6 protein-coding genes and 1 pseudogene are annotated in these 6,445 nt (G+C 36.6%); 4 read left to right on the top strand and 3 right to left on the bottom strand.

All coding sequences use genetic code 11. The annotated features are described in order from the left end of the window. Nucleotides 1–75 precede the first annotated feature (75 nt). A complete protein-coding gene (locus ACEVFT_RS24195) occupies nt 76–684 on the bottom strand; it encodes an ankyrin repeat domain-containing protein (RefSeq protein WP_393951524.1) in 609 nt (202 codons plus the stop codon). Nucleotides 685–1,243: 559 nt separating this feature from the next. On the opposite strand from ACEVFT_RS24195, the pseudogene ACEVFT_RS24200 reads away from it, so the two are divergent. From ACEVFT_RS24200 to ACEVFT_RS24210, 3 genes and pseudogenes are all read left to right on the top strand, one after another. Next, nucleotides 1,244–2,071, top strand: a pseudogene (locus ACEVFT_RS24200) (DUF4822 domain-containing protein); the annotation flags it as partial. A 130-nt stretch (nt 2,072–2,201) separates the two neighbouring features. Further along, entirely contained in the window at nt 2,202–2,915 is a 714-nt protein-coding gene (locus ACEVFT_RS24205) for an N-acetylmuramoyl-L-alanine amidase (protein ID WP_205446152.1), read from the top strand. Between the two features lie 72 nt (nt 2,916–2,987). Continuing rightward, the gene (locus ACEVFT_RS24210) at nt 2,988–4,043 is read left to right on the top strand and encodes a P-loop NTPase (RefSeq protein ID WP_342442013.1); all 1,056 of its coding nucleotides are present in this window, start codon (nt 2,988–2,990) and stop codon (nt 4,041–4,043) included. 57 nt (nt 4,044–4,100) lie between these two features. Here the strand turns inward: ACEVFT_RS24210 and gerD are convergent, their stop codons facing one another. Beyond that, on the bottom strand, nt 4,101–4,709 hold the full coding sequence (gerD, locus tag ACEVFT_RS24215) for a spore germination lipoprotein GerD (protein WP_205446150.1): 609 nt from the start codon (nt 4,707–4,709) through the stop codon (nt 4,101–4,103). A gap of 151 nt (nt 4,710–4,860) precedes the next feature. Here gerD and ACEVFT_RS24220 point away from each other — a divergent pair, with 151 nt between their 5' ends. Beyond that, a complete protein-coding gene (locus ACEVFT_RS24220) occupies nt 4,861–5,535 on the top strand; it encodes a KinB-signaling pathway activation protein (protein WP_205446149.1) in 675 nt (224 codons plus the stop codon). A gap of 37 nt (nt 5,536–5,572) precedes the next feature. On the opposite strand, the gene ACEVFT_RS24225 is transcribed toward ACEVFT_RS24220, so the two are convergent. After that, nucleotides 5,573–6,229 (bottom strand): hypothetical protein, encoded by a 657-nt coding sequence (locus tag ACEVFT_RS24225; RefSeq protein ID WP_243456355.1) that lies wholly within the window; start codon nt 6,227–6,229, stop codon nt 5,573–5,575. Nucleotides 6,230–6,445: the final 216 nt, after the last annotated feature.

Consider the following 6,445-nt stretch of genomic DNA (forward strand, 5'->3'; position numbering starts at 1 on the left):
TCAGCGTGCTGTTTATAATCCCTCGCTCTCAGCGCATTTTAGCAAGTTTAATACGCTTTAGAACCCCTCCTTAAGTTAACGATTACAACTGCGCTCAGATTCCGCTTGTTTTAAAATCTGCTCAATTTCATAAAAACCTAGTTTTTTTGCATGCTGTAATGGTGTGACCCCATCTCGATCGCCAATAGTCATATCAGCACCATAATCCACTAATAACTGCACAATTTCTTGATGTTTCTCCCCACCATTTCCTAATATGACAGCCTCCAATAGAGCTGTCCAATGTAAATTGTTAATGTGATTGACATGAATGTCTGAGTGATTAAGTAGCTCACGGACTACCTCCACATGCCCACGTTCTGATGCGGGAATGATGGCAATTCCACCAAAGCGATTAGTCAGCTTTGTATCTGCCCCTGCCGCTATGGCAAGTTTAACGATTTCTAAATAACCCGATGCACCTGCATGTAAAAGAACGTTCTCAAGGTTATTATCTCTTATATTAATATCAGCACCATGTTGGATGAGTACCTTCACAGTATCCACCTGATTATGATAAGTGGCAGCTAGGACAGCGGTTCTTCCATACGGATCCGTTGTATTAATATTGATGCCATTTTGCAGAAGTGCTAATACTTTATCCTTATCACCGTTTGCTGCTGCAAGTATCAATTGATCAATCATTTTTCCACCTTCATTTCTTTGGGTTGTCCACTAGTGGTATAGAACTGTAGCCGACTTTTTGTTTATAAAAATATGGTAACACGTAGCGAATTGCACGAGTAATATTAAAAAAATATGCTAGGCTTAGCTTTTTCATATAATAAAAAATGGTGAGGTAGTTGTTTGCGATTAAGTATATCTAGAAAATAATAATTAGCTTTTTTACATAAACATCACTATTTCTGTACAGATTTAATATATATTAAAAATATTTTCGTATAAGTTTATGTTTTTTTAAGAAATTATTTAGGGGGAGTTTAACATTCCACTTTAATATAAGTTTCAGAAGGTACAACAAACCTTTCATTTTACTTGAGATTTGTCATTATGGGTTTGATGTAACTCAAAAATATAAACTAACCGATGGAGGTAAGTAGGTATGAAAAAATTATTGATAGTATCTGTTGCAGCAATGGCATTACTTGCAGCATGTCAAGATAAGGAGCCTGCAAAAGGCAATGCTACGAATAGTGAGGAAGTCAAAACAGAAAGTGCTGCAACAGAAAATACAGTGAAGGATCCATTAACGAAGGGACAAGAAATGGCCAATATCCTAGGTAGTACGAATTGGCAAGGTACAAAAGTTTATGATAAAGATAACAATGATTTAACTGAGGCGAACGCAAACTTCATTGGTTTAGCAAAATACGATACTGAGACAGGTCATTATGAATTCTTTGATGCTACTACGGGTGAAAGCCGTGACGATAAAGGGACGTTTTTTATCACAAACGATGGGAAACAAAGAATTTTAATTTCTGATTCCAAAAACTATCAAGCTGTTGTAGAGATTACTGAGCTAAACGATAGCATTTTTACTTATAAAAGAATGGGTAAAGATACTGCTGGCAATGATGTAGAAGTATTTGTGGAACATATCCCATATAAAGAAAAAGAGTTGGCATTTACAGATTCAGATAAAACGCTAGTTGCTTCAACAGGTGATATTGTGACAGATGTTGACGGAGACAAAATTTTAGCTGGCACACTATGGCATGGAACTGTTGTGTTAGATGAAGCGGGTAATGATGTAACAGAGTACAATTCAAATTTCATCAGTATTGCAAAATATGATGCAGATACAAATAAATATGAGTTCTTTAATCCTGAAACAGGCGAGAGCCGTGGGGACTATGGTTACTTTGATGTCATTCATGATAATAAAATAAGAGCCCATGTTTCTATCGGTGATAATAAGTATGGTGTTGCTCTTGAAATTACTGAAATCAATGATAAGAAGTTCACGTATAAGCGAACAGGTAAAGACAAAGATGGTAATGAGATCACTGTATTTGTAGAGCATGAGCCATATGAAGGTGAACTTAACCCTACATTTACAATGCAATAAATTTGTTCTTCCTCCCTTAATATAGAAGAAATTAAAACTCTCAAGTTTGTGACTTGGGAGTTTTTTTTACTTTCTGGCATAGTTCATCCACTAATTTCGTACACTAAATGTAAAAGGGTGGTGGATATGGGTGAAGCGCTGGCTTGCACTAGGAGTAATTATGCTTATGAGTATAGTGGTCGTGGCATATGAAACAAATGCTTCGGACCGTAACTTCTTCTTACCGGACCCACTTGGTGGCATAAAAATTGTCATTGATGCAGGGCATGGTGGTGAGGATGGAGGAGCTTCAAAGGGCGAAGTGATTGAAAAGGATATTACACTTGCAATTGCTCAGCATGTGGAGAAGCAATTAAAGAAAAAAGGCGCAACGGTTATAATGACACGAACAAAAAATGGGGATGTAATTGATGAGCATGCGCCATCAGAAAAATATGGAACATTAAGAGAACGAAAAAAGCAAGATATCTTCCTTAGAAAGGATATCGTGGAAAAGGAAAAGCCTGATGTATTTATAACAATTCATGCTAATGCCATACCTGAATCAAAATGGCGTGGCGCACAGGTATTTTACCATAAGGAAGGACATGCTGATGGGGAGATTCTTGCCAAGAGTATTCAACAATCCATTCGCACTAATTTAAAAAATACAGACCGCGAAGCATTGTCTATTAAGCAAATTTATTTATTGAAGAAAGTGGAAGTACCTGCAGCATTAGTGGAGACTGGTTTCATTAGTAATGATGAGGAACGAGCATTATTAATTGACAAGAACTATCAAGAAAAAATGGCAGATGCCATAGTTGAAGGTATAGAAGAGTATCTATTAGCTAAAATTGAGTAGAGCAACATCTACAACGTAAATTAAATCATTATGATATACTAATATCGAGACAATATAAGGGGAGTGTTCGTCGTGATTACTGAACAACAAGTACGAGAAATACTAGGACAACTACAAGATCCATTTTTACATAAATCGCTTGCAGAAACAGATGGTATTACGAACGTAGCAATAAAAGAAGAAAAAAATCATGTCAGTGTAAAAATTGCGATTGCTAAACTGAATACACCTGAGCAATTACAGCTACAAATGAAAGTTGTTGAGGTGCTGAAAGAAGCGGGAGCAAGTACGGTTGGCATTCGTTTTGAAGAACTATCGACAGAAAAATTACAAAGCTTCCGTGGCACAGCAACAGAGTCAGAAGCACAAGATATTTTGTCTCCACTCAGCACAGTACAAGTAATTTCAATTGCTTCTGGTAAAGGTGGAGTTGGTAAATCTACAGTATCAGTTAACTTAGCTGTTGCTTTAGCACGTCTAGGAAAGAAAGTCGGCTTAATCGACGCAGATATTTATGGATTTAGTGTGCCCGATATGATGGGTGTGACGGATATGCCTAAAGTAGTGGATAATCGTATTTTCCCAGTAGATCGCCTTGGTGTAAAAATGATTTCAATGGGCTTTTTTGTGGAAAATAACGCACCGATCGTATGGCGTGGCCCAATGCTAGGTAAAGTATTAGACCAGTTCTTCCGTGATGTTGAGTGGGGTGAGTTAGACTATCTATTATTAGATTTACCTCCAGGCACAGGTGACGTTGCATTAGATATCCATCAAATGCTACCATCATCAAAAGAAATCGTTGTAACAACACCACATCCAACAGCAGCATTTGTTGCAGCTCGTGCAGGGGCAATGGCGCTTCAAACAGACCATGAAATTTTAGGCGTTATTGAAAACATGGCTTGGTTTGAATCTAAATCAGGTGACCGAGAATTTGTCTTTGGGCAAGGAGGAGGACCTAAGCTAGCTGACGAACTACGTACAGAGTTGCTTGGACAAATCCCACTTGGGCAACCAGATTGGACAGATGAAGATTTCGCTCCTTCTGTATATGCTGAAAAACATACAACAGGACAAATATATTTAGACATCGCGACGAAAATCATTGATAAATTAAATAAATAATAAAAAAAACGGATTTCCACCAATTTATTGGGGAAATCCGTTTTTACATGACCAAGGTTACTCGGTACTTTTTTGTTCCTTATCCGATCCGCCACCACTATCGCCACTTGCTTCTTTTTTATCGCCACTTCCTGATGAACCTGTTTCGCCACTTTTTTTAATAAGTTCCTGCCATTTAGATTGCATTAAAGGGCTTTCGATTGTTTCCTTTACGACTTCCTCCATTTGCTTGCGCATATTGGATGATTTGAGGATAGTTTCTAACTGCTTTTGCATATCGGGTTGTCCGAAAAATGCCTCCATATCCTTTTGGAAAGTCGGATCTTTTATTAAGTTCTTCATAATATCCTGTTGCTGTTTTTGCATGCTTTTCGCAACAGTTTCTTTAAACTTTGGATCTTCAAAGGTTTTCTTCCAAAAGTCTTCGGCTTCCTTGGAAAGTAAAGTTTCCTCGGTAGCTTTTTTCACTTCATCATGCTCTAAAATCAAAAGCTCACGGAAACTCGGCTCTTCCAAAAGCTGTCGCAATGCCTTTTTACCATCCTCTGTTTGCAAAGAGTCAATCATGATTTTTTTTATTTCATCATAGGACATGGTAGAGGTTTTATCTTGTGAACAGGCAGCAAGAAAAAGCATTAGAATCAGTAATAAGGTGAATTTTCGCATCGACAATCAGTCCTTTCTCTAGATAGACTCTTTCAATTATTGTTCACATTTCTCTGGACTTTATGTATTGGTTAGGATGAGAAATAGCTTTTTTAACAAGGCATTGATAAAATAAGGACAGATATATTGAGAAATTGGGGGACTTTTAGTTGTGACGATACGAAATTGGGCAAAGTTTTTCTTCTTTGCAATGCTCGTTGGTGGTGCAGTCAACGGAGTTTTTAGTTTATTTATTCGCTGGGAATTCTTCCAACCATACATAGCAAACGGTCAATGGGGTGAATTCTTCGCAGGACTTTTATGGATGGTTTTCTTAGGGTTTACAATGAGTGTTATTGCACAGGCTGGCTTTTTTGCTTATTTAACACTTCATCAAGTAGGTGTAAATATTTTTAGAACACTGACATTATGGAATTGGGTACAACTATTATTAATTGCCATCACGGTTTTTGATATTATTTTCTTCCGCTTTATTCCTGGTGTGAAGGATGGGCAAAGCTGGTTATTCTATGTTGGATTATTAATTGTTCTAATCTTCGGTGCTATAGCAACAGCTGTTCAAAAAGTAAAATTAACGGGGAAAAAACATGTAATGATTTCGGCTCTATTCTTTATGATTGTCATTACAACGTTGGAATGGACAATTGCATTGATGGGTCGCGATGAAAATATTAATGAGTATGTTGCGCTTTTATTATTCCCATTATTGGCGGTTAACGCGTATCAGTTATTAGTATTGCCTAAATATAATGCAAAATCCGATGAAGATCGTCAAAAATTAGAAGCACGCCGCAAAGCTCGTCGTGAACAGGCTAAAAATGCATAAGAAAAAAATTGCCCCACTTTGTGTGGAGGCAATTTTTTTATGGGGCTTTTTTAGTTTGAACTTTATAACCAAATATATTTTCTTCAACTGACATAAACTTATGTTGTTGTATTAGCGTGTTAAGCTCTTTAAAGGATATTTGATTGTTTTGATGGAGTGGGAAAAAGACAAAATCACCTTTTTGTAATTTAGGAGTTTTCTCACCTTGCCAAATAAGAGAAGGAGACAGCAAATTCATTTGTTGTTGAAATAAAGATTTCTGTAAATCCTGTGAATATTGATGGTTTCGGGTAGCAAACCATAAAGGCTTTTCTTTTAAATATTTTTCGTAGGTATCAATATCTTTTTGAATGAGTGTAATATCAACGGGTTTTTCTATTGAATCATCTGGACCAAGTAGCCCTGTTGGCAATTTTCGTTGTTGTATAATTTTTAAATGATCGGGTGAACGTTTAATCCAGTCAGCGTCCAAAAGTAGAAGTGGATAAGGCTCTTTCACCGTTTGAAGCCATTCTAATAGAGAGTCATCAGAGAAAGAAATCTCTACAATAAGAGATGTGCCATAATGTCCTTTTGTGACCACTACTGGTGCATTCGCAATATTAAATACAGAAATCATCGTTGAATTTATAGGCTTGAGAAAAGCAAAGAGCGTTACGATTAAAAGCAGTGAAATCAACGTTTTACGGACCATAATGATAACCTCGTTTCTAAAATTTAAAATAAAAAATGAATCTCTTTAAAAAAACTTATGATTTAGTGTTGACTTTCATGAATAATCGATGTTATTATGTATAAGTCGCCAAGAGATGACAACGAAATAAAGAACATGAACCTTGAAAACTGAACAAGCAAAACGTAATCAATAAAGTTTTAAGTAGCTAGCTTCGGCGAGTGAACGAAACAAAAA

The organism is Lysinibacillus sp. PWR01 (genome assembly GCF_043359455.1).
Classification (GTDB): domain Bacteria; phylum Bacillota; class Bacilli; order Bacillales_A; family Planococcaceae; genus Lysinibacillus; species Lysinibacillus fusiformis_F.

What these genes read in the sequence shown, in the direction of transcription:
- gerD (WP_205446150.1), bottom strand. Translation starts at nt 4,709, where the DNA reads ATGCGAAAATTCACCTTATTACTGATTCTAATGCTTTTTCTTGCTGCC.
- ACEVFT_RS24195 (WP_393951524.1), bottom strand. Translation starts at nt 684, where the DNA reads ATGATTGATCAATTGATACTTGCAGCAGCAAACGGTGATAAGGATAAA.
- ACEVFT_RS24225 (WP_243456355.1), bottom strand. Translation starts at nt 6,229, where the DNA reads ATGGTCCGTAAAACGTTGATTTCACTGCTTTTAATCGTAACGCTCTTT.